This is a genomic window from Erythrobacter longus (genome assembly GCF_000715015.1).
GTDB lineage: Bacteria > Pseudomonadota > Alphaproteobacteria > Sphingomonadales > Sphingomonadaceae > Erythrobacter > Erythrobacter longus.
This window is the reverse complement of the sequence record NZ_JMIW01000001.1, coordinates 793,591-819,246: the sequence shown is the minus strand read 5'-3', so window position 1 is coordinate 819,246 and position 25,656 is coordinate 793,591. Positions and strand designations below refer to the sequence as shown.

The following is a 25,656-nucleotide window of genomic DNA, read 5'->3' as shown; positions in this document are numbered from 1 at the left end:
AATGGGGAATGATTGGGGTGGGGCCGGCCTTAGGGGAGAGAGGGGGAGGGCCGGCCCCAGGGGAAGGGTTAAGCTGCGTCGACCAGAACGACTTCGCTGTCTTCGAGCGCGGTGACGCTCAACGACGTCAGGCCGGTGATCGCCACGCCGTCACGCGCCTTGGCCTCGACGTTTTCGATCCGAACCTTGCCTTTGGCTGGCACAAGGTAGAGGTGGCGCGAGGCATCGGCGATGTCATATGTGACACTGTCGCCTGCCTTGATCGTAGCGCCCAGAACACGCGCATTGGTGCGGATCGGGAGGGCGTCATTATCGTTGGCGCCGTCCGATTTTTGGCCACTTGCGAGGGTCACAAAAGCGCCTGCCCGCTCACCCTTGGGAAATGTCCTTGCGCCCCAATTTGGAGTGCCACCGCGACTGTCCGGGATGATCCAGATTTGGAAAAGCTCAGTCTCTTCATCTTCGCGATTGTATTCCGAATGACGAACACCGTTGCCAGCGCTCATCACTTGAACATCGCCCGCTTCGGTGCGGCCTTCGTTGCCCATGCTGTCCGTATGCGTAATCGCCCCTTTGCGGACATAGGTGATGATTTCCATGTCCGAGTGAGGATGTGTAGGAAATCCATTGCCGGGCGCGATAATGTCATCGTTCCAGACCCGCAAAGAGCCCCAATTGACGCGTGCTGGATCTTGATAGCCGGCAAAGGAAAAGTGGTGGTGTGCATCAAGCCAGCCATGGTTTGCACTGCCAAGGCTTTCAAAAGGGCGCAGTTCAATGATGGGCTTGGTTTCGTGGTTGGTCATGATCTTGCTCCTGAATCTGGCAAGAAGCTTCGCGTTTGCGAGAAGTCTCTTGCTGCGTTGGAACAACAGATAGGCCAACACGCTAATTCGGATAAGTGAGATAAAACTTGTCAAAATGTTCAAAATATCTGAACATTCTCTGATGAAACTCGGCGATCCCAGTCTCGATCATTTGCGCATCTTTCTGGCCATCGTCGAAGAAGGCAGCTTTGGCGCGGCTGCGCGGCGTATGAACCGCGCGGTGTCGGCGGTAAGCTATGGTATTGCCCAGCTTGAGATGCAGCTTGGCGTTACGCTGTTCGAGCGGGAGGGTTCGCGCAAACCGGTGCTTACCGAGGCAGGCGAAGGGCTGCTTGCCGAGGCGCGCCATGTGGCAGACGGCGTTGACGGCCTGCTTGCAAAAACCCGCTCGCTTCACGCAGGCTTGGAAAGCAATCTGGCGCTCGTCATTGATGTGATGATGCCGGGCGAAGTGACGGCGCAGGTGCTAGCGACTTTCCGTGAGCGTTTTCCCACGGTTGCCCTGCGCTTGCGGGTGGAAGGCCTTGGAGCGGTGGCCGAATGCCTGATCGATGAAGGCGCGCAGCTGGCCATTGGTGGGCCGGTGGTGAGCGAAGAGTTGCAACTGGAACGCCAGGCCATTGGCGAAGTGGAGCTTATCCCGGTCGCAGCGCCAACCCACCCGCTGGCAGGCGACAATGTCGCGCCGGGCGAAACGCGAAAGCACTTGCAGCTGGTCTTGTCGGATCGCTCGACCCGGACGCAGGGTAAGGAATTTTCCGTGCTAAGCCCGCTCACATGGCGGCTCGGAGATTTGGCAGCGAAGCACTCGCTGCTGAGGCACGGCCTTGGCTGGGGCAATATGCCGCGCGAGATGGTTGCACGTGATTTGGAAGAAGGGCGTCTGGTTGAGCTCGATTTGCCTGAGAAACCGGGCGATAAATACACGCTCTACGCCTTGTGGCGGCGCGATATGCGGCTGGGTCCGGCAACCAGCTGGCTGATCGACGCGTTTAAAGAGAAACTTTCCGCCTAAGCGCTTCTAAGCCAGGCAAGGGCCTCGGCCCTGTTTGCAAAGACCTCAAGATTGATACCGTCATTGATGCGCTTGTACTGCATTTCGGCAAGTTTTGAGTCAGAGACGATGGCTGTGCGAACAACGCCGAGCCTCGCCGATTCATTGACGACAAGGCGGATACCTTCAGCGATTTCGCGTGTTTGGGTTACGAAACCGGTAAGATCGCCGAGCACGCGCATCTTGATCCCTGCCGAGTAGAAAGGCTTGGCCCTTGCCAGCAATTCGCGGGAAAAGTCGGCGAGCACTTGGGCGTCCCACAGTCCCGACGCTGTGAAGAACACCTCGTTTCGTTTCAGATCGGGGACAACCGAAAAGGTGGGTGCGAGAGTTTGCATAACTGCAGCTTATCCCGATGTGGTAAAATTAGCTTAAACGGCGGGCCCTTGGGGGTCTGCCACGGTGTGGCTGATGAGAAAGGTTGGGTAATCAGCCCAGCTTTCAAAATGAGCGAAGCCACACTTCGGCAGCAGAGGGCGTATCGAAGAAATCGGCCTCCATCCCGGCGGTGATCCGGCGGTATTGCAGCTTTACGAGGGTCATATCCGTGACAAGCGCAAATCGCTGCATCCCATTCTTTTGTGCCATCAGCAGGCTTGTGCGGATTGCATCGGCAGTAGCGCGGTCCTGTGGGACAAACCCCCGCAAATCACCAAGAACGCTAAAGCGGATGCCTTTGCGCATGTACAGCTTTGCTGCGTCGCCAAGGTCGTAAAGAAACGCTTCCATCGCCTCGCACGTCCAGAACCCAGCGATTGCAAAGTGCAATTCTGCATGCGGTTCTTTGACCGAAATCGAGTGGGTAGGGGTAAGCGTCGTCATGCGCCTTGGCTTAGCGCAAGAGCGGAAAAATCTGGTTAACCGCCGCCCGCTTCAACATAAGGGCCAAACGCAATTGGTGCATCGCCGTTTCGCCATGGAGTGAATTTAGGCATGATGCTTTTGAACAGGTCGGAGGCGAGGTGCGCTTTTAGCCAGGGGTGGAGATGCGGCAGGTCCTGCGCGTCGAACCAGGCGCGATTGTGGTTGGCAAACTGGCGGATGAAGGGGAAGAGCGCGATGTCGGCTAGCGTGCGGTTCGGACCGCACATTTGGCCTTGCTCGGCGATTCGAGCGTCCCATTTCTTGAGGATCGTAAGACCCTCTGCCTGATGATCGACCGTTCCAAAGCCCTCTTCGTGCTCATAGCGATTGGGGTATTTGTAGCGGTCGAGGTGGTGCTTGAAGGGGCCGTCAGCCTCGGCGATGAGGTCTGTGTCGTCGCCTTCGAGCCAACCTTCAGGGTCGTTCTGGGACAGCGCCCAGCGGGCAATTGCGATGCTTTCGTCGATCACTTCACCGTTTTGCAGCACCAACACGGGCACGGTCGCCTTGGGGGACGCCTCGCCCAATTCAGGCGGTTTGTTGGCGAGCTTAACCTCGCGAAGCTCCACCGTGATCCCCGCTATCCAAAGTCCCATGCGTCCGCGCATCGCATAGGGACAGCGGCGGAAGGAGTAAAGGATGGGCGCGGCGCTCATTTCGCTCTGGCAGCGCGCTCTTTGTCAAGCTCGCGTTGACGCTGGCGCTCAGCATAGCGGGCGCGCTGTGTTTCGCTTTTCTCATCATAGCAATAGGGGCAAGAGACCCCTTCAGCATAATGATCGTGCGCCATGTCCTCGTCGGTGATGGGGCGGCGGCATGCACGGCACAGGTGATAATCGCCTTCCTCAAGGCCGTGTTTGACCGTTACCCGCTCGTCAAAGACGAAGCAGTCGCCGTGCCACTTGCTCTCTTCCTCGGGCACGGTTTCGAGATACTTCAGAATGCCGCCTTTGAGGTGGTAGACATCCTCGACGCCTTCACCGCGCAGGAAGCTCGTCGATTTCTCACAGCGGATGCCGCCAGTGCAGAACATCGCGACCTTCTTCTTGCCTTCGAGCAATTCCTCGCGGTTGTCGCGGAACCATTTGGGAAATTCGCGGAAAGAGGTGGTTTCCGGGTCGACCGCGCCTTCAAACGTGCCCACCGCGACCTCATAGTCATTTCGCGTATCGATCACGATGGTGTCGGGATCGGAGATGAGGTCGTTCCAATCCTCTGGCGCAACATAGCGGCCGACACTCTCGCGCGGGTCAACGCCGGGCTCACCCATGGTGACAATCTCGCGCTTCAAGCGCACTTTCATGCGGGCGAAGGGCGCCTCGGAAGCGTAGGAGAATTTGACATCGGTGCCCGCGCAGCCGGGGAGCGAGCGGATATGGTCAAGCACCGCGCCAATCGCATTGTCGCTGCCAGCGATGGTGCCGTTGATGCCTTCCTGCGCGAGCAACAGCGTACCCTTGGTCCCCGCTTCCTCGCAAAGCGCGAGCAGAGGCTCGCGGATTGCCGCCGGGTCTTCAAACGGAGTGAAGCAATACAAGGCTGCGACCGTGAAAGGCGCATGTCGATTGTTGCCTGATTTTGATACAGCGTCGTCCATAGCGCCGTCGATTTAGTCGCTGTCCGTGGCAAGAGCAACGGGCAGAGTTGCGTGTATTCCTGCCTCAGTTCGAATCTGCCAAAATCAATGGCAAGATCCGGCTTTCAAACAGTTCCTCGGCCTGTTGATGGGCATTGCGTTGGCCAAAGTCGGTTTTGGTGATGACCGTGACCAGCTTGAGCTTGGGGATGATTATCACCTTGTTCCCTCCATTCCCGCTCATCTGTGCCGCTTTGTATGCGGTATCCCCAGCGGCATAGTCACGCAGCCACCACAAATAGCCATATTCCATGCCGTCTTGGTCAGGCACCACGGCTTTTGGCGTGATCGAGGTCTCAACCCATTCTGATGAAAGGATTTGCCGACCCTCAAAAACACCGCCCGACGCGTACACGCGGCCGATTTTCTCCAGGCTCCGGCTTGAAAGGCCAAGTCCCCCGCCACCCATAGCTAGACCCAGCGGGCTGTATTGCCACTCGGCAGTTTCGATTTGCAGAGGGTCAAACACCGTGCGGCGGGCATAGTCTTCGAGCTTTTCTCCGGTCGCATTCTCAACCGCTGCGCCCAATGCAACTGTGCCCGCTGTGCAATAGGAAAACGCGCGGCCATGGGGGCTGTCTTCGGGTTTTGTCTGCCAAGCGGGAAATCCACGAATAGGCAGGTCGAGGAAGAAACCCACCCAATCCTCAATCGAATACATGCGTTCTTCATGGCCTCGCGACCAAGGCATCGAGTCATTGCATTCAAGTGGCCCGCTCATGGAAAGCAGCGCATCAAACGACATAGCATCCTTGCGCGGATCGGGGTTCAACGGTGTGTGGTTGATGTGGTTGAGGACGGGGGCCGACGCGGATGCGATATGGCCTTCCTCAATCGCTTTACCCACCAACATTCCCGTGATCGTTTTTGTAACCGACCGCGTATTACGAGCAGCCTCGGGGCTATCATCGAAATAGTGTTCGTGGACAATTTCACCATCGCGGCTGACCACAAGGCTTGTCACCTGCCCGAATTGCCCGCTCGCGATCTCTTGATTGACCGCTTCCCAAGAAGGTTCGTTTTGCAAGTCAGTTTCCTGTTGGGCGTGGGTTTGAGGGGCGCTTGAAAAAAGCACGGCGGCGCAGGCCAAAGCTGCTAGTCGAGGTGTGTTGTCCATGCAATACGCTTAGGCCAGAAGCCAGTAATGCGTCTTGGAGAAATCTAACCTGCGGTGCGTTTTGTTGGCGGCGGCGCTTATTGCCAACCAGCCCTATTGACGCAGAGCCTGCGCGCGCCATTGCGACGGTGACAGGCCGAGGCGTTGGCGCAGTCTTCCGCTCATATGCGCTTGATCATAGAACCCGAACTGCGCCGCAATGTCTGCAAGGGGCTCTTCGGTTGTGGCGATGGCCACGGTGCACAGCTCAATTTGTCGCGCCGAGGCAAAATGCGAGGCAGTCTTTCCAAATCGCTTGCGAAAGGCGCGGGGCAGATGGTTTTCATGGACGCCTGCGATTGCAGCAAGATCGGCCATGCTAAGTGCCCAGGGTTCGCGCGAATCCTGAATAGCATCGTACGCGCGTTCAATACCTGGTGGAACGCCTGCAATATCCTGGGGCCGCTGCCACAAATACAGATTAGCAAGGGTCGACAAATCGTCTTCGAGCTCAATCGCCGTCTTGTCAGCAAGAGTTCTCGCCAAATGATTGCAGAATTGGATGACCCCGGCCTTCTCGCAGTGCCTGACATAGTCTTCGCACAGCCCATCGACTTTCAAATCGACGGTCATGAAAGAGCCTTGGCCGGTCAGGAAATGGTCTCTGTGATAGGTGCTTGGCGGATTGAGCACGGCCACTGGCCTATCGATAAAGCCGTTCTCGCCGGTCACAGATGTGACGTATGGGCCGCTTGTTACAAAGACGATATGCGCGTGGTCGTGGCCGTGAGGTGTGACCGCCTCGGGAGGCGCGCTAGCCTCATGCAGCTGGAAGGTCGCGCGGCCCACGGTCCGGCGCTGAAGCCCTCGTCCCCAATAGCCGCTTTCAGCATTGCGTTTGGGGGACGTGGGATCAGGCATGGTTTGATTGGAGAGTTTCGATGGTGGCCGCCGGGTCTTCAAACGGCGTGAAGCAGTAAAGGGCTGCGACGGTGTATTGTTGTTCGAATGTCATCTGACTTTGTCTTGAGTTTGGTCCTGACCGCTGGCCTCGTTTGGACATGCAACTGGAGGGAGGGTGTAAACTGGCAGACGTGCTAACAGAATAATTTTACTTCCCAGCCTACAATTCGAAACATTTGAAAGGCGTGATCGCACTCGCTTCTTGGTGCCGTCGGGCAGTTGCACCTGAAAAATGCGTTGTCGGTCTGTTGTCGTCAATGCAGCAGTGTGGCTAACAGGCTCAATGCCGATTATTGTTGCCTCGATCCGATTGGGCGTCTTGGAGAGCCACGATTGCCAGAACGCATCGGCGGCGAAGTACAGGCTTCCAGCTATCAAGAAAGCAGCTGACAGGGTAAAGAACGGAGTTCTCCAAAAGGGAGTGTGGTAGCCGCTTGGCCGAACCATTACACCCGCATCACCCAGCCGTGCTGGTCCTCGATCCGGCCGTTCTGCACGCCTACCAGCTGCTCGCGCATTTTCTGGGCCATTTGGCCGATGCCGCCGGTTCCGATGGTGAACTCGCCAGAGGGGGAGGCTACCGTGCCAACCGGGGTGACCACAGCCGCTGTCCCGCAAGCGAGCGTCTCCAAGAGCTCTCCACTCTCCGCTTCCTCGCGCCACTGGGTGATCGAGTAGGGCTCTTCGCGCACCTCAAGGCCCTCTTCGCGAAGCATCGCGATCAGGCTGTCGCGGGTGATGCCGGGAAGGATCGTACCGGTGAGCGGAGGCGTGATGACAGAGCCATCGCGGCGGATGAAGAACAGGTTCATGCCGCCAAGCTCCTCGACCCATTTGTGTTCTACCGCATCAAGGAAAACGACCTGATCGCATCCTTGCTTGATCGCTTCGGCTTGAGGGACGAGGCTAGCCGCATAATTGCCGCCGGTCTTGGCAGCGCCCGTGCCTCCCGGAGCCGCGCGCACGTAATCCTGGCTCACCCAGATTTTCACTGGGTTCACGCCGCCTTTGAAGTAGTTGCCCGATGACACAAGGATCACGACAAATTTGTACTGGGTTGCAGGACGCACGCCCAAAAATGCCTCAGAGGCGAACATAAAGGGGCGGATGTAGAGTGAGCCGCCCTCAACTGGAGGCATCCATGCAGCGTCTTTCTGGACCAGCAGCTTGACCGCATCGAGAAACAGCTCTTCCGGAATTTCCGGCATCGCCATGCGCCGTGCGCTCGCATTGAAGCGGCGCGCGTTCTGCTCTGGCCGGAACATGGCAAGCCCGCCGTCTTCGTGGCGGAAGGCCTTCATCCCTTCAAAGATCTCCTGCGCGTAGTGGAGCACCGATGCCGCCGGATCGAGGGGGATGGGTTCGCGCGGGCCTATGGTCGCCTTGTGCCAGCCGCCTTTTTCCGCGTCATAGTCGATCACCACCATGTGATCGGTGTGCACCTTGCCAAAACCGGGGTCAGCGATGCGCGCATTGCGCTCGGCATCGGGAGTGGGCGAGGGGTGGGGGAGTGACGTGAATTCCATGCTAAAAGCCGATAATAGTGAGCGCGCTTAAGAGCAAGCTTCGTGCCCCTCGACCGCGCCGCTTTCGCGCCGCGGTCCCCCTCCCCGAAGCGGGGAGGATGATAAGACGAGCCGCAGGCTCGCAAGGGCGACTGTCCGCCCGCAGCGGGGGCAGCTTGCCTGCCCGTCTAGCGAGGATGCCAAAAAAGCGGATAGGCCCGGATGGGCGTGCACAAAACAAAACTCCAAATGAAAAGGGCCAGACTTCGCCCGTAGGAAGTCTGGCCCTTTCATGGTCAGCGGCGGTAAGCGCCGCTCACGATGCCTTACTCAGGTAATAAATTACCGAATATGCCTCGTGCGGAAACTTGCCGACCTCTCTACTGAACCATGAGACATCGGATCACCTCCTTTCGCGCTAGTAAGCCAAGACTCCAGCCGATCACCGGGGGGAGCCGAGAGCCGCGTGTGCCGCTGGCCTCGTCACTATATGTGAATCACGATGGCCGTGTTCGCAAGACTTGAAAATATCTTTTCCCACGTCATACTCATCCGCCGTCACTCAATGAACAGAGCTCAAAGCGCCCAAGGGAAACCAAGGGCGCTTTTTGATTCAGTGGTTTGTTGTGTCTTTGGGGCGTGAGGCCTGGTGGCTGTGGACGATGCGTGCACAAGCCTGTGGATATTAATGTATAGAATCGGGAAAACCGGTCAGCGGCAATCCTCGACCACCCGGCTGACCTCGGCTCAAGCGGGCAGGTAGAGCGTGCGCTCACCCTCAACCCCGACAGCAAAGCGGCCCTTTGTAATCGCCATCGCATCAAGCAGCGGGTCGCTGGGTGACAGATATGCAGCAACCAGTCGCCCGGTGTCAGTAACCTGTTCCAGCGTAAGGCTGCGCTTTGTTGTTTCCGTGCTGATCTCCATCACACGCGGCGGCGACAATGCCTCTTCGCCGACGCGGCCAAGGCCGATCTGACGAGAGGATTTATCGCAGCGGATGATAAAACGGTACGCATCACCCACACCGTAAAGGGCAAGAGTTTCACCTGCGTCATTGGCATATCTCCACGTGCCCGGCGTCTGCGGTGCGTCGAGATAGTTTTCGAAAACGGGCTCACGAACGATCGGAGCAGGCGGCGGTGCGGGCCGGGCCACAGGTGCGGAAGAAGGCGCAATGATCGGCGGAGGCAGGTCAGGGCCTCCAACACAGGCGGCAATGACTAGCGTTAGCGCGAGTGCGCCAGCGGTTTGGAAGTAGACAGCTTTCATACCGCATAAATGCGCGCTAACGCCTTTCGCGTCTATGACTAAAGCGACAAAATCACCCAATTCCCCCAAGAAGGCACGCGTGGATCACCTATTGGTTGAGCGCGGCCTTGCGACAAGTCGCACGCGTGCTCAGGCGCTCGTGATGGCGGGCCTTGTGTTTGCAGGCGAGGCCAAGATTGCAAAGCCTGGCCAACAAATCGCCAGTGACGCCGAATTAGAGGTGCGCGGGCGTGATCACCCTTGGGTGAGCCGGGGCGGGATCAAACTCGCGCACGCAATCGAGCATTTTGAGATTGATGTGAACGGCGCGGTGGCGATGGACATTGGCAGCTCTACCGGCGGCTTTACCGATGTGATGCTTCAGGGCGGGGCGGCCCATGTCTTTGCGGTGGATTCGGGCACCAATCAGCTTGCCTGGAAACTGCGCCAGGATGAACGCGTCACCGTGCTTGAACAGACCAGCGCGCGCGTTTTGACCCGCGATCACATCACCCGCGACTGCGATCTGGTCGTGTGCGATGCAAGCTTTATCGGGCTTGCCAAAGTGCTTGAACGCCCGCTCGAGCTGGCCGCGCAAGAGTGCCGATTGGTCGCGCTGATTAAACCTCAATTTGAGGTGGAAAAGCACGAGGTCGGCAAAGGCGGCGTGGTACGAGACAGCGCGCTACACGAGCGGGTGTGCGGAGAAGTTCGCGATTGGTTGGAAGGGATTGACTGGCATATTGAAGGCATTGTCCAAAGCCCGATCACCGGCCCTCAAGGCAATGTGGAATTTCTGATCTCGGCAACCCGCAGCTGACGCATTATTCGAGGTCGAGCGAACTCAGCTTTGCGTCAAGATCAATCGGGATCTGGCTCAAAACCTCAACGCCGCTCTCCTTGTTGTAGGCATCATCTCCAAACTCGGCGACAAGCTGTTCGTGGCGTGTGTCACGTTCGCGCAGCAGCTTTGCGATTTCTTCGCGGTAAAGGGCGACCATTGCGGTGACGAAGCGGTTGACGAGATCGTCTTGATTGGTGTGATCAACGTCAAAATCGGGCAAATGCTCAATCATCACATCGGCGGGATAAAGGAATTCATTGGTCACAAACCGATTAACGGTGAACCAGGCACGCGGGATGCCGTTGGTGTCGATCGATAGCCCAATCAGATGGGTGACGTGGGCGCGTGCATCTTCGCCTTGCGGAGGCCAGACTTTTGGTTCCAACCCTTCGGGCAATTGCGTGCGGTGCAAAAACAGATGGAAGTGACCGTGTTCGCCCTCATCGCGGCTGCCTGCTGCGTGAACGTGGTAATACCAGCGGCTTTTACAATATTTGTCGCGCGCATCGTTCTTTGGATAATGCGTCCAGAATGTCGCCCCATCCTCTGGCACCACGCGCAGCATAAGCGGCTTTTGCTCCTGCGCCATCTGAGTGATCGTCTCAATCACCGTATGGGCAGCTTGTTCGGGGGTCATCGGCTTTTTGATCTTGGTGTCGGTCGTCATAGAATGTCTTTCTAGCGATCCAACTTGAAAGTTACAGCCAGTTTATCGCGCGGCCTGCCAATTTGCGCGGACTCAAACTCAGACGCGATCATTCCGGGCTCTAAATGGGCCCAGATACAAAACGACCGGCGGCAACTTATGTTGCCCCCGGCCGAATTGAAATGCTTTGTGCCCAATGACTTGGGCGTGCGTTAGCTTAAGCAGCTTCGCAAGCAGCGCCTTCACAAGCAGCTTCACATGCAGCGCCTTCACAAGCAGCTTCACATGCAGCGCCTTCACAAGCAGCTTCACATGCAGCGCCTTCACAAGCAGCACCGCAAGCAGCGCCTTCACATGCAACTTCTTCAACCGAAGTTTCGTCGGCTGAGGTTGCAGCGTCGTCAGCAGGAGCTGAACATGCAGCAGTTGCAAGTGCCAGACCGCCAGAAACAGCGAGAAGCGAAGCAAAGTTGGTCTTTTTCATCAAAATATTCCCCTCAAATGGAACGAAAACCCGATAGAGCCATCCCAGTTGGTACGTGGAGCGCGAGGATAATTCCATGCCGCAGCGCCCCGAATCGCGGCAAGAATGTGGCGACGCTAACACAATGTTGCAAAAGCGCGAACGCTCTTCTTGCGAAATGTGGCAAAAACTTGTCCAAATCCGGTCAAGCGTGCCCTCGGTGCGACCCTCTCCCGCCTTCGTAAATTGGTCGGTCGCGACATTGGGTCGCATCACGGCGCGAAGATTTGCACGAAAAACTGGCTCGTGTATCGCAGGCAGCTAAGAGAAGGGCTGGGAGAAGGGCTGGGCGAATCGGCTCATCCAAAGCCACACGGGGAATAATGCCCCTCAGGAGACGCGATGAACTTTCTGGCTTCCAAAGCGCAATTGCGGGCAAGTTTCGCTCGGTGGTCGCTTTTTACGGTTCCTCTTATCGTCTTGCTCGGTTTTCTTGCCGGGCAATTGGGTGGTCCTGACACCCTCTGGTTTCAAAGCCTGACAAAGCCGTCGATCTTTCCGCCTCCGGCCGCTTTCGGCATCGTGTGGACCATTCTTTATGTGATGATCGGGTTTTCCGTCGCTCTTGTGGCAAGCGCTTGGGGCGCACACGGGCGCGGGCTTGCGATCATCGGTTTTGCGATCCATTTCGTCGGCAATCTGTCATGGACCTTTGTCTTTTTCGGCATGCAGAACATGACCGCCGGCCTGGGCGTTCTGGTTTACACGACGCTTACACTTTTGGTGGTCATCGTTTTGTTCGCGCGGGTGCGCAGGTCCGCCGCCTTGTTGCTGATCCCCTACCTTGCATGGGTCGGTTTCGCGAGCGTGCTCAACTGGCAATTCATGGTCGAAAACCCCGATGGCGGGGCCAATGCAGGCGAAGCAGGCGCGGTGGAGCGGGTCGAGTTCTAGCGAAACTCTTGCCCTTTTGCTTTCTCATCGCCAAATAGCGTCTTATGCAAAGTCAAAACCCACTGCTCGCCGATCTTGTGAAAATCGCTAACAGCGCTGCTGGCACGGTTGCCGGTATGTCGCGTGAAGCGCGTGATAATGCGCGTGAACGTATGCGTGAGACGCTTGGCGGGATGGATTTTGTGAGCCGCGAAGAATTCGACACGGTCAAAGCCATGGCGCAAAAAGCGCGTGAACAGGCCGACGCGCTCGAGGCAAAGGTCGCGGAACTCGAAGCGAAGCTCGCCAAGAAATAGTCTTTCACGCCTTTTGGTGTGGAGAATCGGCATTGCGCCAAGGAGCGGTTTCATTAGGTTGCGCACACACGCAATCTAGGAAAGCCCCCGATATGACCCGTACATTCCTGCTGACGAATGCTGCTGTTTTGGCGGCGGTGGCTGTCCCTGTTCACGCCCAAGACAAGGAAGAGAGCTTTGGCGGGGCCAAGGGCGCTGACCTTTCCATCGAGGCGATGGAGCCTGATGGTTCTGCTGTGACGCTTGGCCGGGCGGGTGAATATCCAGCCGACATTGCGCGCTATCTGCTTGCCAGCGGGCCGGGGGCTGCCAACCTTTCGCCTGACGGGAAGACGATTGCTTTTTCATGGGATGTGACCGGCCAATCCGAGCTTTGGGTGATGCCTGCAAGCGGCGGAGTGCCGCAGCAGCTGACGTTTCAGACAGGTGTATCTACGCCTGTGTGGACACCTGATGGCAAGGGGCTGTTTTATTCCGCCGACCGCGATGGGAACGAACAGCCGGGCTATTTCATGCTGTCGCCTGATGGAAAGACCGAGACCGAAATTCTGCCCGCCAAACGCGGCGATTTCCGCATCTTTGGCGGTTTTGCAGCTGACGGCAGCTTTCTCTACGCGTCAACTGCGCGCGGGGCTGGCGTGTTCGACATTTACCGCGGCACCATGTCGGGCGAGAGTGAAATGATCATCCAGTCCGAGCTTGGCCTTGCGGCGCGATCGATTTCTCCAGATGGAAAATATGCGATTGTGACCGAAACCGTGGGCGAGGATGGCGACAACCTTTATCTGCTCGACCTCACCACCCGCGAAATGACCACCATTTCCAAGCCGCCAGTAGACGACCGAGCAAGCCACACGCTTGCCGGATTTGAATGGCGGGCGGATTCGCAAAGCGTTGGTTTTTCCACCAATGCTGATCGCGAATTTGGCGCGCTGACTACCTATTCGTTGAACTCCAAAAGGCTTCAGATGATCGCTGAGCCGGATGCCGACATTGAAAATCTCGAAGTTTGCGGCGAGGGACAAAGCGAGCTCGTCATCTACACCGAGAACCGCGACGGTTTTGATACCCTTCGCATTCGCAACGCGGTCAATGGCAATGACCGTCTGGTGCCTGATTTGCCAGAGGGCAAGTATTCCCTCGATTGCGAAGGGACCAGTGATCCCAGGCTTTTGGTGCGCGTCAACGGATGGCAAACGCCGGGTGAGCTTTGGATGATCGATCCCATCGCCGGTACGGGGAAGAAGATATTCTCTGCCAACCTTGCCGGGCTTGATGCAGACCGCCTGATCCGCCCGCAAGTCGTGCGCTACACCGCGCGCGACGGGGTGGAGTTGCAGGGATTGCTGTACCTGCCCAAAGGCGCGCAGAAGGGCGAAAACGCGCCGGCGGTTGTGTTTTCGGTTCATGGCGGCCCTTCTGCCCAATCACAGGCAAGTTTTGACCCGGTTGCGCAATATCATGTGGCGCGCGGGGTGGCCGTGTTTGAACCCAATGTGCGCGGCTCAACCGGGCTTGGCCGGACCTATTCGACATTGGATGACCGCGAAAAGCGGCTCGATTCCGTGCGCGATCTGGTTGATCTGAAACAGGTGCTTGCCACCGATGGCCTGATCGATGGCGACCGGGCGGCTGTCATGGGCGGCTCTTACGGAGGCTATGCGGTGAATGCCGTGCTGGCCGAATATCCGGGCGAGTTTATCGCAGGCGTTTCGCTGTTCGGGGTGGCCGATTGGGTCACCGCGCTCGAGATTGCATCGCCTGCTTTGAAAGCGGCGGATAGAATCGAATATGGCGATATTACCGAGGAACGCTGGCGCGAATTTTACAAGGTCAATTCGCCCATTCGCAAAGCGGACCAGATCACGGTGCCGGTGCTTTATTCCCACGGTGTCCAGGACCCGCGCATCGACATTTACGAAACAGAAGTGATGGTGAAGACCCTGCGCGCCAACGGTGTGGAAGCACCCTTCATTCGCATTCCGGATGAGGGCCACGGCTGGCGCAAGCTTTCAAACCAATTGTTCTATTTCCGCAAGCAGGCCGAGTTTTTGGAAGAGAAGCTGGGGCTGAGCGGCCAGTGATATGAACCGGTTGAAGGCTTGGTTCTGGGGGTGGATGATGCGAAGGTATCAAACTCGGTCGCCCAATCGCTTAACTCACTTGATTGCTTTGGGATGGTGCATATTCTGGGGAGCTATTTGGCTCTTAGTTTTGGTTCAGAAACCCTCAGTTTGGCTCGATGTTCTCTTAAGCGCATCTTTTTGGGTGGGAATTCCACTTGTCTTTGGTCTGGCAAAGAGAACGGCCTACGTTGAATATCAGCGAGGCGGGCACGATGCGCTCTATCGCAAATATCTGCAGTATTCTTCTCTTTAGACAATGAACCTCAACACTCCCGCTATCCTCATCGCTAGCCGCCCGCATGGCGAAAATGCGAGCATCGCGCGGATGCTGACGGAAGATCACGGCATGGTCGCAGGCTATGTCGCGGGCGGGCGGGGAAAGCGCATGGGGCCAGTGATGATCCCGGGCAATGCAGTGGAGGTGGACCTTCGCTCCAAGTCCGAGGCGCAATTGCCATTTGCAAGGCTTGAGCTTGTCAAAAGCCGCGCGCCCTGGATGACAGAGCCATTGCCAGCCGCCGCAATCAATTGGGCCTGCGCATTATCGGCCAGCACCCTGCCAGAGCGCAATCCCTACCCCTCGCTCTACAGCGCATTGGATGGGTTGTTAGATGCGATTTGTTCAGCGCCAAGCGCGCGCGGATGGCTTGCCGCGATGGTTGGTTATGAGGCGATGTTGCTGCGCGAACTTGGTTATGGCGGGACGAAACCGGACCTGTCAGCGGGTTTTGATCAACAATTCGAGGCGTTTCGCGAGCTCCACCGGCCAATCCGGGACTACTTGCTTGCAGGCAGCCCCCGCGATGTTATGGCCGCTCGAACCGCTTTGGGAGAGCGGCTTAAACGGATGATCGAATGAGGGTGCCCCGATGAAAATTGCAGTTATGCCAGGTGACGGAATTGGTCCTGAGGTAACACGCGAGGCGGTTCAGGTGCTCGAAGCGCTGTCATTGCCGGGTCTTACGCTGTTTGACGCCGATGTGGGCGGCATGGCTTACAAACGTCACGGCCATCCATTGCCGCAAGAAACGCTGACGATGGCGCGCGAATCCGATGCTGTGTTGTTTGGAGCGGTGGGCGATCCCGACTGCGATGGACTTGCGCGGCATTTGCGCCCCGAACAGGCGATCCTGGGCCTGAGAAAAGAGCTCGAACTCTTCGCCAATCTCCGCCCGGCAAAGGTGTTCCCCGGCCTTGAACATCTCTCGCCCTTGAGCCCTGAAAAAGCAGCGCAAATCGACATGATGTTTGTGCGCGAGCTTAACGGTGATGTCTATTTCGGCGACAAGGGCACGCGCATTGGCGCGGATGGCAGCCAAGAAGGGTGGGACATGATGTCCTACTCCGAAAAAGAGGTGACGCGCATTGCCCATGTCGCCTTTCGCACTGCGCGTGCAGGCGATGACAAGAACCGCGTGACCAGCGTCGACAAGGCCAATGTTCTGGAAACCAGTCAGGTGTGGCGCGATACGGTTATCAAGGCGGCAGCCCCGCATCCTGATATCGCGCTTGACCATATGTATGTCGATAATGCCGCGATGCAGATCATCACCAATCCGGGAGCTTTTGGTGTGATCCTGACTGGCAATCTGTTTGGCGATATCCTGTCCGATCTGGCGAGCGCAGCGGTCGGCTCTATCGGCCTGCTTGCAAGCGCCTCAATGGGGGAACGCCAAAGCGCGCATGGCACCTTTGGCCTTTACGAACCCATCCACGGCAGTGCGCCTGATATCGCCGGACAGGGCAAAGCCAACCCGATGGCGACAATTCTTTCCGCTGCCATGATGCTGCGCCATTCCTTTGGCCTTGAGGCGGAGGCTGCGCGGATTGAGGCGGCAGTAGCGGGCGCATTGGCGGACGGTATTCACGGCGGAGACCTTGGCGGCACCCATGGCACACAGGCCATTGGCGAGGCAGTGCGCGAGCGGCTTTGACGCGCAACTGACGCTATGTCCCTAGAGCTTGCGATCATCCTTCCGACGCTGAACGAGCGCGGCAATCTGACCCCATTGGTGGAGCGGATTGAAGCGGCATTGGGCGCGGCAGGTTGGGAAGTGCTCATTGTTGACGATGACAGCGAAGATGGCACCGCAGATGAGGCGCGCGCGCTTGCGTTGAATAACCCGCGCATCAGAGTGATCCAACGCATCGGCAGACGCGGCCTTGCGAGCGCTGCGATTGAGGGGTTTTGCGCGACCGCTGCGCCTTTTGTCGCGGTGATGGATGCCGATCACCAACACGACCCTGCGCTTCTGGCCGATATGCTCGCGGCGTTGAAAGCAGGCGACGCGCAGATTTGTGTCGCCAGCCGCTTTATCGAAGGGGCAAGCACAGCAGATTGGGACCAGCCAGAGCGCGAACGTCTTTCTAGCCTCGCCAATAAAGCCGCGCGCTGGATCACCGGGGTACAGTTAAGCGATCCGATGAGCGGCTATTTCATGCTTGCGGCGCCAACCGCACGCGCGCTTGCACCGCGATTGTCGGGGATCGGGTTCAAGATCCTCCTCGACCTGTTGGCGACCGCTGATGCGCCGATGACAGTGAAGGAATTCCCGCTCCAATTCGCACGGCGCCGCGAAGGGGAGAGCAAGCTTGACCGGGCGGTGCTGTTCGATTTTCTCGCAGGGCTTTACGACAAGACACTTGGCCGCGTGATCCCGACCCGCTTTGCCCTGTTTGGAACGGTTGGCGCATTGGGCGTCGTGGTCCATTTGGCGGTGCTTTATGCGCTTTTGATTGTTGCGGGTGAGGGTTTTGCGTTCAGCCAGACAATCGCCGTTCTTGCTGCGATGAGCTTCAATTTCTGGCTCAACAATTGGCTAACCTACCGCGACCGGCGGTTAAAGCGCTGGGGCGATTTTCTCCGAGGGTGGGTGAGCTTTTGCATCACCTGCTCGGTCGGCGCGCTTGCCAATGTGGCTGTTGCGAGCCTGCTGGAAGCACAAGGATTGTTCTGGCTCGCCTCGGCTTTGGCGGGCATTCTTGTGGGTTCGGTCTGGAACTACGCGCTCTCCAGCCGCTTTGTCTGGGGTAGGTTTTAGGGGCCGATCTTTTGGGCCGTTCTTAGGGGCTGGCTCACACCCAGCTATCGAGCCACATCCAGTCTTCGAACGTCGTTGGCGGCTCCAATGGTGCAGCCGAGAGAATGGGAAAGAACCACGCGAAGACGGCAAGGCTTGCCGCCAATACGCCATAGCTCACCCATGGCCATCCAGCCTTCCTCACATCGCTCAAGCTGAGGGCCAAGGCCCCCAAAAGGAATACGCTTGGGATGGTGTAGTGATAGTAAAACTGCACAGGCTTTGGCGCGATGATCCAGAAGCCCAGGCTCACCGCATATCCAATCACCACCGCTAGCTTGGCTGCGTCCTTGTGGTAAAGCCCCATGCCAAGGCACCACAAAACCGCAGACAATCCCAGCAGCATGGTGAGCGGGTTGCCGATCAACAAAACGCCGCGCAGCGCCCCGTCGACGTCTTCATACAAATACCAGATCGCGCGCGTATTAAGCGCCCATTGATCCCATGTGCTTTGGTAAGGGTGCGCTTCGAGCACTTGGCGCTGCAGTGAGAGGATTTCGCCGTGGAAGGCGACGATGCCTTCTTGTGCAAGAAGCGATGGTTCAACCTCAGTCCCCAGCCAATAGCCAGGGGCAAAGGTGAGTGCATAGATCGCCAAAGGAAGGGTGGCGAGCCACACGAACGCTTCGAGAAGGCTGATCCCGGGTACAGGCGCGCCCCTGCGGCTCAACAACAGGCGGCGACGACCAGCCGACAGGCGGCAAACGAAAAACGCAAGGCCAAACACCGGGGCAAGCGGCAGAGCGTTCCATTTGGCTCCCATCGCAAGCCCGATCGCAATGCCGGTAAGCGCCAGTCGCCAGCGTCCTTGTTCCGGTTTGCGAATAGCGGCGGCAAATTGCCAGGCAGCGATTGCGAGCGCGCTCACCATAAAGATGTCGAGCATGGCGATGCGGGCGTGGATGAAGAGGTGGAACCCTGTGATCAACAACGCGCCAAAAGCAAGGCTGGCAAAACGGTCTTCGCTCGCGTGCCACAGGGCCCGCATGGATGCACCAACCGCGACCACCCCGGCAACCAGCGACATAAACCGCCAGCCAAGCGGGTTGTCGCCAAACAATGCCATTCCCAATGCGATCAGCGTCTTGCCCAGAAGCGGATGCTCTTTATTGCGATAAATCGCTTCGCCCCCGTCCCAAACCGCCAGCAAATCGCGCGCGGCTGGCAGATAGTGGACTTCATCAAAGAACGGAATGGTCGGCATGGTCAGCCGGATGCTGGCGAGCCCCGCAAAAAGGGCGCAAATCGCCAGATGCCAAACCCAAGGGTCGCGAGGATGAAATGGGGGGCGTGTGGCCGCCTCGCTGGGCCAAGCCCCCTCAAGGTCCGGATTTTCGTGAGGAATTTGCTCAGCCATCGCGGCGGGAGGCTTAGGCCAAGCTCCCGCCACTGGGCAAGTGGGTCTTTCGAATTATGCGGCAGGCTGTGCGTGGCTGGCTGCATTCGAAGCACTGGCCGCATTCTCAAGCCAGAACAGGCGGGCGCACATCGCGAGAAGACCAATGCTGGCCGTGCTCCCGACCAGCAAAGCCCAAGGGATGACATTCATACCCACTTTGCGTGCGCGCGGTAGAATGAAGAATAGCGCTATTAGCGTTGCCATGACCAAATCCCACCAAACTTGAATTCCAGTAAGATTGGCGGAATGATTGATAAAGAACATCATCACGCCTTCTTGCCAGATCTGAATGAGGGTGTAGCCCAGAAACAGGCCTGACAAGCTTGCCGCCGCAAGCGCGCTGCCTTTCGTGGGTTTGGCGATGAGCAGGTAAACCCCGGCACAGGTGGTCGCGGCATACACGAGGAAGAAAAGAATTTGCAGATAGTCCATCGGTCACACTCCAATAATGTAGCAGTTGCTACAATCCCTTCTATTCTAATGTAGCATTCGCTACAAGACCAATATTATGCCTTCCACCAAAACACAAATGTCCAAGGAAACGCTCCTCCCCAAGCTGGCCGCTCATGTGCTGCAACATGGGCTTGGCGGGGCGAGCCTTCGCCCTTTGGCAAAGGCGGCGGAAACAAGCGATCGGATGCTGCTTTATCATTTCGGCAATAAGGAAGCGCTGATCCGCGAACTGCTCGCCTATATTGCCGAGGTGTATTCGACGGCGCTCGACATGGCGCTGGGCGATAGCAGGCCGAAGACGCGCAAAGAGTGCTTTGAGCGCGTCCTTGCACAAGGGCGCCAACCCGCGATGCAGCCCTTTATGGTCTTGTGGTGGGAGATTGTCGCAGGGTCTGCGCGCGGCCTTCCTGGATATGGTGAGGCGGCCGGGGAGATGATCACAAAACAGCTTGAATGGCTGCAATCCCAAATGCCTGCAGATGACCCTGATCCAGAGGGCGGGGCGCGCTATTTGTTGACGCTTCTTGAGGGCACTTTGATGCTTGGGACGGTCGGTCACAAGCAGACCGCGCTAGAAGGACTGCTTGCCAGCTCGCTCGCCAGTTCGCTTGCAGGCGAGCCTAAGGGCGATTAAGCCGCGCTCGATATGAAGAAGACCACCGGAATGGACCGCGCGGTAACGCGCAAATGGCGACCGCAAACACAAGCTGTGCGCGGCGGTACATGGCGCAGCGAGCATGGCGAGACGAGTGAGGCGCTCTTCCTCACCTCGGGCTATACCTATGACGATGCCCAAACCGTGGCAGATCGCTTTGCAGGCGAGGCGCAAGGTATGACCTATTCGCGCTTGCAAAATCCGACCGTTGCGATGCTGGAAGAACGGATTGCCTTGATGGAAGGGGCCGAGGCCTGCCGTGCTCAGGCATCCGGCATGGCAGCGATGACAGCGGCGCTTTTGTGTCAGGTGTCAGCAGGTGACCATGTGGTAGCGGCGCGCGCCGCCTTTGGCTCTTGCCGCTGGCTGGTTGATCACCTGTTGCCCCGCTTTGGGGTCGAGACGAGCGTGATCGACAGCGCGGACAATGCCGCTTGGGAAGCTGCGATCCGGCCCAATACACGCGTGTTCTTCTTCGAAAGCCCTGCGAACCCCACGCTCGACATTGTTGACCTGCAATTCGTTTGCGACCTGGCGCGGGCGCACGGGATCACAACGGTGGTGGACAACGCATTTGCCTCGCCTGTGCTGCAACGCCCGATGGAGTTTGGCGCAGATGTCGTCGCCTACAGCGCGACCAAGCTTATGGATGGACAAGGCCGCGTGCTGGCGGGCGCGGTTTGTGGAACCGAGGAATGGATCAATGAGGTGCTCCTCCCGTTTCAGCGCAACACCGGACCCAATATTGCGCCCTTCAACGCATGGGTGGTGCACAAGGGGCTGGAGACGCTGTCGTTGCGGGCTCATCAGCAAAGCCGAAATGCGGTTCAATTGGGCGAATTTATGGAGCCGCGCGTCACAGAAGCGGGCGGCCTGATGCAGCATCCCGGCCTTCCCAGCCACCCGCGCCATGATCTGGCGATGACGCAGATGGACGCAACAGGGCCGATCTTCGCATTTGATGTGCAGACACGAGAGCGGGCGTTTGAAATTCTCAATGCGTTGGAACTGATCGACATCTCCAACAACATCGGCGATGCGCGCAGCTTGATGTGCCATCCGGCCAGCACCACTCACGCCAATATGGGCGAGGAAGGCCGCGCTGAAATGGGCGTCACCGAAGGGCTTTTGCGGATCAATGTGGGCCTTGAGGATATCCAAGACATCATCGAAGACATGGATCAGGCGCTCGCCGCTGCGGGCATCTGACACGTTTTCAGGGGTCTGGTTCAGGCGGCTCTTTCAGGCGGCTCTTTCAGGGGGCTGGCGATCTTCGCTTAAGGCTCTCGACAACCTCTTTTGCAAGGTCTGGATCTACATCTTCACGCCAGCAAACATAGGCGGGAAATTCGAAACTTGGCGCGTTTTCGATCGTGGTGAGCTTCCCGCTTTCCAACAGCGGCTTGACCAGATATTCGGGCATATAGCCGGATTTTCCATTAGTAATCAGCCATCTGGCAGAACGCTGCCCAAGGTCGAGCACCAGCCCGGACTCTGGCCTCAAGCCAAGGCGAGCAGCAATTTCAAGGCCAAGCGAGCGCCCCCAGTCGACCCGCACAAAGTCCTCTCTCCATCTTGCCGGATCGCCTGCCGTTACCAGGATCAATTGATCCTCAAATAACCGCTCAGCGCTGATATCGCGGCGGAAAATGGGGTCGTGGACAACGATCATATCCAAAATACCCTCTGCCAAGTCACGGTTGAGCCTTGCCCATGCCCCGGCGGTCACACGCAGCGCCAAATCAGGTGCAGCCTCGCGCACATCATCAAGCCAGCCCAGAAGCAAGCGATCCCACAAGAAATACTGGCCGCCAAATGAGAGCGAGCGTTCAAAGCGTTCAGGCAAGGAAACCTCGTAGCGCGCCACCTCCCATGCTCGCACCGCCTGACGCGCAGGGCCCATGAATTTCTCCCCAGCAGGGGTCAGTTGGCACCCGCGTTTGTCGCGAATGAACAGCTTAGTGCCGAGGCGATGTTCAAGCTGTTTGATCCGTTCTGTCACGCTCGACGGGCTGGCATTGACCCTCTGTGAAGCGCCCGAAAAGCTACCCGTAGCAGCTGCAGCGAGGAAGGTTTGAAAGGCGGTAATATCCATTTCAATTCGGATAATCCAAAAACAAAATTCAGACAATCGCGTTTTTCAAAATATAAAATGGCGTTTAGACGCCTCTCCAACAGATCGAAGGAAATAACTGATGAAAACGTTTATGATTGCCACCGGACTTGCTCTTGCCTCGCTTGCAGCACCTCAGGTCGCTTTTGCTCAAGACCAGCAGGGCTCTGCTGGCATCATCGTGTCGGGTGAATTCCAGAAAAACTGGGATCGCGGCAATCAGCTTGAAGCGGAGGGCCTAAGCGATCTTCAAAAGGCACAGCGCGATCTTGTGAAACACAGCGCTGCGGTCGTGAACGCTCAGGATTTGCGCGATACGTCGCTCAGCCGGGCTGAAAACGCGCAAGCCGCTTTTCAAAGCCTTGCTGCACGCCCCTTCGTTGGCGATGCCGAGGAAGCGCGCGACTGGGCTAAGCAAGCGGAACGCCTCTCTTCTGACTGGGAAAAGTTTTCCGAGCGCAGCGAAAAGGGCGCCCGCGATCTTGAGAAAGCGCAAGATCGGCAAAATGATGCACAGGACGCAGTTCAAAAGGCCGAGGCCAAGATCGAGGAAGGGCGCGCGCTGAAAGCCGAAGCTGAGCGTGCTAGCAGGCGACAGGCACGCATCTAAGGTCCTGACCTGCGAGGCCATGCTTGTTGCAAGAAGCGATGACGAGGAGAGAAGATATGTCCGTAAACACCAACCAAGCAGCGCCATTCGTGCCAGCTCCGGCACCAAAGCCGGTGAAGCAAGGCGGCGCGGTCGATCATATCGCGGCGGTGACAGCAATGTTTGTCGCAGGTCTGGGCTTTACGCAGATATTCGTTCCTTTGCTCGTCAATCCGATGACCGGTTTTGAAGGCGGGGTCGCGGCGCAGATCATTGCAATCCAATGGGCCGTTTTCGGTAGTTTGCTGTTCATCGGCGGTCTTTTCAGAATTCGGGTTCTGACGATATTCTCAGCCGAATTTCTGCTGCTGGTCGGCTTGTCCGGCCTTGCCGCAAATCTCATTCAGCAAGGCGCGATGATCCCGCTCATCGTGCACGGCGGGATCGCATTAGCAGGGCTAACCAACAGCGGTCTAGCGCGACTGACCGACAAAGCAGAACTTAAACGCGAGCTGCAATTGTTGAAAGCTGATGCCGCGAATATGCAAAACGCCGAAAAGAAGGAGCAACCGGCGTGACGCGATACACTTTCCTGATAGCCATGAGCCTAACCCTATCCTTGCTTTCCCCCGGCACCGCCCATGCACAAAGCGGTGCAAAAGAGGATAGCATTGGTGAGGATGCGGTCGATGCTGTGACGCAGCCGCTAAGCGATCTCAACCTTCGCAGCAAAGAGATCCCGCTGATCCTCACTCTGGCACAAGAGGAGCCATACAACCTCACAGAGGTCGCGGGATGCGACGCTGTGCGCACAGAGATTGCACGGCTTGATGCGGTCCTTGGCCCGGACGCAAATGAACCGGCAGAACGGCGCGGATTGGTAAATCGCGGGCTTCAAGTGGGCGGCGATGTTTTGGGAGGAATGATCCCTTTTCGCAGCATTGTTCGCCGCCTGTCTGGTGCAAGGGCTGAAAGGAAACGCTGGGAAGCGGCCATTTTTGCTGGCGTGGCGCGGCGAAGCTTCCTCAAGGGGTATCTGGCCGGGCAGGCATGTGAAACGCCCGAAGAGGCAAGCGTTGAAACCGCGCGCGACGTGCTGGGGATGGAAGCTTCAAATCCTTAGAGATGGTCGGGACCCGATTTTTGCCGGGTTAAGGTGAAAGCACGGTCTGCCGAGGGTCCATCAATAACATGAGGCCGCGCGCTGACAGCCGTTCTTGTGCATTGCAGCGTAAACGCCTAGAGGCTCGCTTCACCTCACGTGGCATTCCCTTCGATGTCACGAAAGACATCAGGACACCGCCTCAATGACCCAAACCGCTACGTTCGCGGATACTTTTCGCCGTGATTGGCTGGCTCAGCCGCGCGCTGATATCCTTGCGGGGATTGTTGTTGCGCTTGCGCTGATCCCCGAGGCTATCGGCTTTGCCCTGATCGCAGGCGTTGATCCGAGCGTTGGCCTTTATGCCAGTGTCGCAATTGCGATGGTGATCGCCTTTACGGGCGGGCGTCCGGGTATGATTTCGGCTGCGACGGCGGCTGTCGCTGTTGTGGTGATCCCCTTGGTGCGCGATCACGGCGTGGAATACCTGTTTGCCGCGACCATCCTTATGGGGATTTTCCAGGGGATTGCAGCGATCTTGCGGCTCAACCTGTTGATGCAATTTGTCTCGCGCAGCGTGATCACTGGCTTTGTCAATGCGCTCGCGATCCTGATTTTCATGGCGCAGCTGCCCCAGCTTTTGCCCGGTAATGAAGGCGTGGGCCCGTGGACCTGGGCGATGGTCGCGCTTGGTCTTGGCATTATTTACGGTTTCCCGCGCATCACCAAAGTTGTGCCAAGTCCGCTGGTGGCGATCGTTCTGCTTACGGCTGCGGCCATTTATTGGGGCCTTCCGGTAAACAATGTGGCGGGCGCGGGCGAGCTTCCCAGCGGCCTTCCAAGTTTCGCCATCCCAGATGTACCGCTGACGTGGGAAACCTTGAAGATCATCGCGCCTTATTCGGCGACCATGGCGGCGGTGGGTCTGCTTGAAAGTTTCCTTACCGCGCAGATCGTCGATGATATGACCCACACCGACAGCAACAAACAGCGCGAAGGCGCAGGCCAGGGCATCGCCAATATTGTGGCAGCCTTCTTTGGCGGCATGGGCGGGTGCGCGATGATCGGTCAGTCTGTGATTAACGTGGCCTCTGGCGGGCGCGGGCGTTTGTCGACCTTTACCGCGGGCGCATTCCTCTTGTTCCTGCTGACCGTGCTTGGCCCCTATGTGGGACAAGTGCCGATGCCAGCGCTGGTTGCGGTCATGATTATGGTCAGCATCGGGACATTCAGCTGGAATTCGATCCCCAACCTTCGCCGTCACCCGGCGAGCAGCTCGATTGTGATGCTGGCCACTGTGGTGGTGGTGGTGTGGACCCACGACCTTGCTATGGGCGTGCTGGTTGGAGTGCTGCTTTCGGGCATTTTCTTTGCGCAGAAGGTCAAGAACCTCTTCACCGTCGAACGCGTGCGCCGTCCCCACAGTGCGGTCTACATCGTCACTGGCGAGATATTCTTTGCCAGCGTTGAGAAGTTTCAGGACATGCTTGGCCCGGAAAGCCAATATGAAGACGCCGCGCACAATGTCGTGGTTGACGTCTCCAAAGCGCATTTCTGGGACATTTCGGCCATCGGCGCGCTCGAAAAAGTGGTCGAACGCATGCGCCGCAATGGCCGCCATACGCGCGTTGTCGGGCTTAATAAGGCAAGTGCCGATTTGTTTGACAAATATGCGCTGGAAGATCGTACTGGCCTTGAGCTTGGTCTTGCGCCGCATTGATCGCGCTTCGGCGTATCGCG

The 25,656-nt window shown here is 57.7% G+C and carries 28 protein-coding genes; 14 read left to right on the top strand and 14 right to left on the bottom strand.

Annotated elements, in window-relative coordinates:
* Nucleotides 1–68: 68 nt before the first annotated feature.
* Nucleotides 69–782, bottom strand: a complete 714-nt coding sequence (locus EH31_RS04015) for a pirin family protein (RefSeq protein WP_034958953.1) — start codon at nucleotides 780–782, stop codon at nucleotides 69–71.
* Nucleotides 783–948: 166 nt separating this feature from the next.
* Here EH31_RS04015 and EH31_RS04010 point away from each other — a divergent pair, with 166 nt between their 5' ends.
* Nucleotides 949–1,842: a LysR family transcriptional regulator gene (locus tag EH31_RS04010; RefSeq protein WP_034958951.1), complete on the top strand. Its 894-nt coding sequence runs from the start codon at nucleotides 949–951 to the stop codon at nucleotides 1,840–1,842.
* On the opposite strand, the gene EH31_RS04005 is transcribed toward EH31_RS04010, so the two are convergent.
* The 8 genes from EH31_RS04005 to EH31_RS03970 form a co-directional block, all read right to left on the bottom strand.
* Nucleotides 1,839–2,219 (bottom strand): STAS/SEC14 domain-containing protein, encoded by a 381-nt coding sequence (locus tag EH31_RS04005; RefSeq protein ID WP_034958219.1) that lies wholly within the window; start codon nucleotides 2,217–2,219, stop codon nucleotides 1,839–1,841. The genes EH31_RS04010 and EH31_RS04005 overlap by 4 nt on opposite strands.
* 103 nt (nucleotides 2,220–2,322) lie before the next feature.
* Nucleotides 2,323–2,703: a hypothetical protein gene (locus tag EH31_RS04000; RefSeq protein ID WP_034958217.1), complete on the bottom strand. Its 381-nt coding sequence runs from the start codon at nucleotides 2,701–2,703 to the stop codon at nucleotides 2,323–2,325.
* Nucleotides 2,704–2,738: 35 nt separating this feature from the next.
* The gene (locus tag EH31_RS03995) at nucleotides 2,739–3,401 is read right to left on the bottom strand and encodes a glutathione S-transferase (protein ID WP_034958215.1); all 663 of its coding nucleotides are present in this window, start codon (nucleotides 3,399–3,401) and stop codon (nucleotides 2,739–2,741) included.
* A complete protein-coding gene (gene trhO / locus EH31_RS03990) occupies nucleotides 3,398–4,342 on the bottom strand; it encodes an oxygen-dependent tRNA uridine(34) hydroxylase TrhO (RefSeq protein ID WP_034958214.1) in 945 nt (314 codons plus the stop codon). Before trhO ends, EH31_RS03995 begins: the two co-directional genes overlap by 4 nt.
* Nucleotides 4,343–4,406: 64 nt before the next feature.
* Entirely contained in the window at nucleotides 4,407–5,498 is a 1,092-nt protein-coding gene (locus tag EH31_RS03985; protein ID WP_081853203.1) for a serine hydrolase domain-containing protein, read from the bottom strand.
* A gap of 93 nt (nucleotides 5,499–5,591) precedes the next feature.
* A complete protein-coding gene (locus tag EH31_RS03980; protein ID WP_034958213.1) occupies nucleotides 5,592–6,398 on the bottom strand; it encodes a helix-turn-helix domain-containing protein in 807 nt (268 codons plus the stop codon).
* Between the two features lie 488 nt (nucleotides 6,399–6,886).
* Nucleotides 6,887–7,966, bottom strand: a complete 1,080-nt coding sequence (locus EH31_RS03975) for a branched-chain amino acid aminotransferase (protein WP_034958212.1) — start codon at nucleotides 7,964–7,966, stop codon at nucleotides 6,887–6,889.
* 726 nt (nucleotides 7,967–8,692) lie between these two features.
* On the bottom strand, nucleotides 8,693–9,217 hold the full coding sequence (locus EH31_RS03970; protein ID WP_051698919.1) for a hypothetical protein: 525 nt from the start codon (nucleotides 9,215–9,217) through the stop codon (nucleotides 8,693–8,695).
* Between the two features lie 34 nt (nucleotides 9,218–9,251).
* Here EH31_RS03970 and EH31_RS03965 point away from each other — a divergent pair, with 34 nt between their 5' ends.
* A complete protein-coding gene (locus EH31_RS03965; protein ID WP_034958211.1) occupies nucleotides 9,252–10,016 on the top strand; it encodes a TlyA family RNA methyltransferase in 765 nt (254 codons plus the stop codon).
* Between the two features lie 4 nt (nucleotides 10,017–10,020).
* Here the strand turns inward: EH31_RS03965 and EH31_RS03960 are convergent, their stop codons facing one another.
* Both EH31_RS03960 and EH31_RS03955 read right to left on the bottom strand, forming a co-directional pair.
* Entirely contained in the window at nucleotides 10,021–10,707 is a 687-nt protein-coding gene (locus EH31_RS03960) for a DUF6969 family protein (protein WP_034958210.1), read from the bottom strand.
* 78 nt (nucleotides 10,708–10,785) lie between these two features.
* Complete coding sequence (locus tag EH31_RS03955) at nucleotides 10,786–11,154, bottom strand: hypothetical protein (protein ID WP_034958209.1); 369 nt, start codon at nucleotides 11,152–11,154, stop codon at nucleotides 10,786–10,788.
* A gap of 397 nt (nucleotides 11,155–11,551) precedes the next feature.
* Between EH31_RS03955 and EH31_RS03945 the strand changes: the two genes are divergently transcribed.
* The 6 genes from EH31_RS03945 to EH31_RS03920 all read left to right on the top strand — a co-directional run bounded on the left by EH31_RS03945 (nucleotide 11,552) and on the right by EH31_RS03920 (nucleotide 17,566).
* Nucleotides 11,552–12,103 carry a TspO/MBR family protein gene (locus EH31_RS03945; protein ID WP_034958207.1) on the top strand — a complete coding sequence of 184 codons (552 nt, stop codon included), beginning with the start codon at nucleotides 11,552–11,554 and terminating at the stop codon, nucleotides 12,101–12,103.
* Nucleotides 12,104–12,147: 44 nt separating this feature from the next.
* Nucleotides 12,148–12,399 carry an accessory factor UbiK family protein gene (locus EH31_RS17155; RefSeq protein WP_081853202.1) on the top strand — a complete coding sequence of 84 codons (252 nt, stop codon included), beginning with the start codon at nucleotides 12,148–12,150 and terminating at the stop codon, nucleotides 12,397–12,399.
* 92 nt (nucleotides 12,400–12,491) lie between these two features.
* Nucleotides 12,492–14,483 (top strand): S9 family peptidase, encoded by a 1,992-nt coding sequence (locus tag EH31_RS03935; RefSeq protein ID WP_034958204.1) that lies wholly within the window; start codon nucleotides 12,492–12,494, stop codon nucleotides 14,481–14,483.
* Between the two features lie 298 nt (nucleotides 14,484–14,781).
* Nucleotides 14,782–15,384 (top strand): DNA repair protein RecO, encoded by a 603-nt coding sequence (gene recO, locus EH31_RS03930; RefSeq protein ID WP_034958202.1) that lies wholly within the window; start codon nucleotides 14,782–14,784, stop codon nucleotides 15,382–15,384.
* Between the two features lie 10 nt (nucleotides 15,385–15,394).
* Entirely contained in the window at nucleotides 15,395–16,459 is a 1,065-nt protein-coding gene (gene leuB, locus EH31_RS03925) for a 3-isopropylmalate dehydrogenase (protein WP_034958200.1), read from the top strand.
* Nucleotides 16,460–16,474: 15 nt separating this feature from the next.
* Entirely contained in the window at nucleotides 16,475–17,566 is a 1,092-nt protein-coding gene (locus tag EH31_RS03920; RefSeq protein WP_034958199.1) for a glycosyltransferase, read from the top strand.
* 34 nt (nucleotides 17,567–17,600) lie between these two features.
* On the opposite strand, the gene EH31_RS03915 is transcribed toward EH31_RS03920, so the two are convergent.
* Both EH31_RS03915 and EH31_RS03910 read right to left on the bottom strand, forming a co-directional pair.
* Nucleotides 17,601–18,962, bottom strand: a complete 1,362-nt coding sequence (locus EH31_RS03915) for a phospholipid carrier-dependent glycosyltransferase (RefSeq protein WP_051698918.1) — start codon at nucleotides 18,960–18,962, stop codon at nucleotides 17,601–17,603.
* Between the two features lie 54 nt (nucleotides 18,963–19,016).
* Entirely contained in the window at nucleotides 19,017–19,436 is a 420-nt protein-coding gene (locus EH31_RS03910; protein ID WP_034958198.1) for a hypothetical protein, read from the bottom strand.
* A 97-nt stretch (nucleotides 19,437–19,533) separates the two neighbouring features.
* Between EH31_RS03910 and EH31_RS03905 the strand changes: the two genes are divergently transcribed.
* Nucleotides 19,534–20,091, top strand: a complete 558-nt coding sequence (locus tag EH31_RS03905) for a TetR/AcrR family transcriptional regulator (protein ID WP_034958197.1) — start codon at nucleotides 19,534–19,536, stop codon at nucleotides 20,089–20,091.
* A gap of 12 nt (nucleotides 20,092–20,103) precedes the next feature.
* The gene (locus EH31_RS03900) at nucleotides 20,104–21,321 is read left to right on the top strand and encodes a trans-sulfuration enzyme family protein (RefSeq protein WP_034958196.1); all 1,218 of its coding nucleotides are present in this window, start codon (nucleotides 20,104–20,106) and stop codon (nucleotides 21,319–21,321) included.
* 46 nt (nucleotides 21,322–21,367) lie between these two features.
* Here the strand turns inward: EH31_RS03900 and EH31_RS03895 are convergent, their stop codons facing one another.
* Nucleotides 21,368–22,207, bottom strand: coding sequence for a LysR family transcriptional regulator (locus tag EH31_RS03895; RefSeq protein WP_034958195.1), 840 nt, complete (start codon nucleotides 22,205–22,207; stop codon nucleotides 21,368–21,370).
* A 100-nt stretch (nucleotides 22,208–22,307) separates the two neighbouring features.
* On the opposite strand from EH31_RS03895, the gene EH31_RS03890 reads away from it, so the two are divergent.
* The 4 genes from EH31_RS03890 (at nucleotide 22,308) to EH31_RS03875 (ending at nucleotide 25,636) form a co-directional block, all read left to right on the top strand.
* Nucleotides 22,308–22,835: a hypothetical protein gene (locus EH31_RS03890; protein WP_034958192.1), complete on the top strand. Its 528-nt coding sequence runs from the start codon at nucleotides 22,308–22,310 to the stop codon at nucleotides 22,833–22,835.
* A gap of 56 nt (nucleotides 22,836–22,891) precedes the next feature.
* Nucleotides 22,892–23,392, top strand: coding sequence for a hypothetical protein (locus tag EH31_RS03885; RefSeq protein ID WP_034958191.1), 501 nt, complete (start codon nucleotides 22,892–22,894; stop codon nucleotides 23,390–23,392).
* Nucleotides 23,389–23,937: a hypothetical protein gene (locus tag EH31_RS03880; protein WP_152553448.1), complete on the top strand. Its 549-nt coding sequence runs from the start codon at nucleotides 23,389–23,391 to the stop codon at nucleotides 23,935–23,937. The genes EH31_RS03885 and EH31_RS03880 overlap by 4 nt, the downstream gene beginning before the upstream one ends.
* A gap of 184 nt (nucleotides 23,938–24,121) precedes the next feature.
* Complete coding sequence (locus EH31_RS03875) at nucleotides 24,122–25,636, top strand: SulP family inorganic anion transporter (RefSeq protein ID WP_034958190.1); 1,515 nt, start codon at nucleotides 24,122–24,124, stop codon at nucleotides 25,634–25,636.
* The last annotated feature ends 20 nt before the right edge of the window (nucleotides 25,637–25,656 follow it).

Excerpts from the sequence above, each read along its gene's own strand:
- trhO (WP_034958214.1), bottom strand. The coding sequence starts at position 4,342 with ATGGACGACGCTGTATCAAAATCAGGCAACAATCGACATGCGCCTTTC.
- EH31_RS03965 (WP_034958211.1), top strand. The coding sequence starts at position 9,252 with ATGACTAAAGCGACAAAATCACCCAATTCCCCCAAGAAGGCACGCGTG.
- EH31_RS03995 (WP_034958215.1), bottom strand. The coding sequence starts at position 3,401 with ATGAGCGCCGCGCCCATCCTTTACTCCTTCCGCCGCTGTCCCTATGCG.
- EH31_RS03885 (WP_034958191.1), top strand. The coding sequence starts at position 22,892 with ATGTCCGTAAACACCAACCAAGCAGCGCCATTCGTGCCAGCTCCGGCA.
- EH31_RS03915 (WP_051698918.1), bottom strand. The coding sequence starts at position 18,962 with ATGGCTGAGCAAATTCCTCACGAAAATCCGGACCTTGAGGGGGCTTGG.
- EH31_RS03875 (WP_034958190.1), top strand. The coding sequence starts at position 24,122 with ATGACCCAAACCGCTACGTTCGCGGATACTTTTCGCCGTGATTGGCTG.
- EH31_RS03910 (WP_034958198.1), bottom strand. The coding sequence starts at position 19,436 with ATGGACTATCTGCAAATTCTTTTCTTCCTCGTGTATGCCGCGACCACC.
- EH31_RS04010 (WP_034958951.1), top strand. The coding sequence starts at position 949 with ATGAAACTCGGCGATCCCAGTCTCGATCATTTGCGCATCTTTCTGGCC.
- recO (WP_034958202.1), top strand. The coding sequence starts at position 14,782 with ATGAACCTCAACACTCCCGCTATCCTCATCGCTAGCCGCCCGCATGGC.
- EH31_RS03890 (WP_034958192.1), top strand. The coding sequence starts at position 22,308 with ATGAAAACGTTTATGATTGCCACCGGACTTGCTCTTGCCTCGCTTGCA.
- EH31_RS03975 (WP_034958212.1), bottom strand. The coding sequence starts at position 7,966 with ATGGAATTCACGTCACTCCCCCACCCCTCGCCCACTCCCGATGCCGAG.
- EH31_RS03900 (WP_034958196.1), top strand. The coding sequence starts at position 20,104 with ATGAAGAAGACCACCGGAATGGACCGCGCGGTAACGCGCAAATGGCGA.
- EH31_RS03935 (WP_034958204.1), top strand. The coding sequence starts at position 12,492 with ATGACCCGTACATTCCTGCTGACGAATGCTGCTGTTTTGGCGGCGGTG.
- EH31_RS03970 (WP_051698919.1), bottom strand. The coding sequence starts at position 9,217 with ATGAAAGCTGTCTACTTCCAAACCGCTGGCGCACTCGCGCTAACGCTA.
- EH31_RS04005 (WP_034958219.1), bottom strand. The coding sequence starts at position 2,219 with ATGCAAACTCTCGCACCCACCTTTTCGGTTGTCCCCGATCTGAAACGA.
- EH31_RS03920 (WP_034958199.1), top strand. The coding sequence starts at position 16,475 with ATGTCCCTAGAGCTTGCGATCATCCTTCCGACGCTGAACGAGCGCGGC.
- EH31_RS03985 (WP_081853203.1), bottom strand. The coding sequence starts at position 5,498 with ATGGACAACACACCTCGACTAGCAGCTTTGGCCTGCGCCGCCGTGCTT.
- EH31_RS03960 (WP_034958210.1), bottom strand. The coding sequence starts at position 10,707 with ATGACGACCGACACCAAGATCAAAAAGCCGATGACCCCCGAACAAGCT.
- EH31_RS03945 (WP_034958207.1), top strand. The coding sequence starts at position 11,552 with ATGAACTTTCTGGCTTCCAAAGCGCAATTGCGGGCAAGTTTCGCTCGG.
- EH31_RS17155 (WP_081853202.1), top strand. The coding sequence starts at position 12,148 with ATGCAAAGTCAAAACCCACTGCTCGCCGATCTTGTGAAAATCGCTAAC.
- EH31_RS03980 (WP_034958213.1), bottom strand. The coding sequence starts at position 6,398 with ATGCCTGATCCCACGTCCCCCAAACGCAATGCTGAAAGCGGCTATTGG.
- EH31_RS04000 (WP_034958217.1), bottom strand. The coding sequence starts at position 2,703 with ATGACGACGCTTACCCCTACCCACTCGATTTCGGTCAAAGAACCGCAT.
- EH31_RS03905 (WP_034958197.1), top strand. The coding sequence starts at position 19,534 with ATGTCCAAGGAAACGCTCCTCCCCAAGCTGGCCGCTCATGTGCTGCAA.
- EH31_RS03895 (WP_034958195.1), bottom strand. The coding sequence starts at position 22,207 with ATGGATATTACCGCCTTTCAAACCTTCCTCGCTGCAGCTGCTACGGGT.
- leuB (WP_034958200.1), top strand. The coding sequence starts at position 15,395 with ATGAAAATTGCAGTTATGCCAGGTGACGGAATTGGTCCTGAGGTAACA.